Annotated in this window: 1 protein-coding gene; it reads left to right on the forward strand. The window is 60.5% G+C overall.

The features are described 5' to 3' along the window. Positions 1-121 precede the first annotated feature (121 nt). A partial coding sequence (locus tag A4A58_RS22435; RefSeq protein ID WP_139069903.1) for an isochorismatase family protein occupies positions 122-524 on the forward strand: 403 nt, incomplete at its 3' end.

Genomic DNA, 524 nt, shown 5'->3' on the forward strand with positions numbered 1-524 from the left:
ACATATTCGTGTGTGATGCAATCGGGGAGCCAGGCGATGCCGAGTCCTGCCGCAACCAGAAGGAACAGCAAATTGCGTCCAGGCAACGTCGCCCACTGGCGCATGTCTCCCGTGAAACCCATTGCCGTCCATAGCGGCGGACAAAGGAGGTCTTGATGACCCTCGTAACGGACTTGATTCGCTTCTTCGTCCTCAAGACTCGGTCCTCGTTCTGATCGACCACCAGCCCTATCAGCTCACAAACGTGAACAGCCACGAACCGCAGAGGCTGAGCAACAATGCGGCGGCTCTGGCGAAGGCTGCCAAGGCCTTCGCCGTGCCCACGATTCTGACGAGCGTGATCGCTGATCGGGGCGGCCGCATCTTCCCCCAGATCACTGACGTGTTTCCCGGCCAAGAGGTGATCGATCGGACGTTCATCCACACCTGGCAGGATGAGAAGGTCGTGGACGCGGTCAAGGCCACCGGCCGCAAGCAGCTCATCCTCGCGGGCCTGTGGATCGAGATATGCGTTGCGCCGGCGA

The sequence above is a fragment of the Tardiphaga robiniae genome (assembly GCF_001618955.1).
Lineage (GTDB): Bacteria > Pseudomonadota > Alphaproteobacteria > Rhizobiales > Xanthobacteraceae > Tardiphaga > Tardiphaga robiniae_A.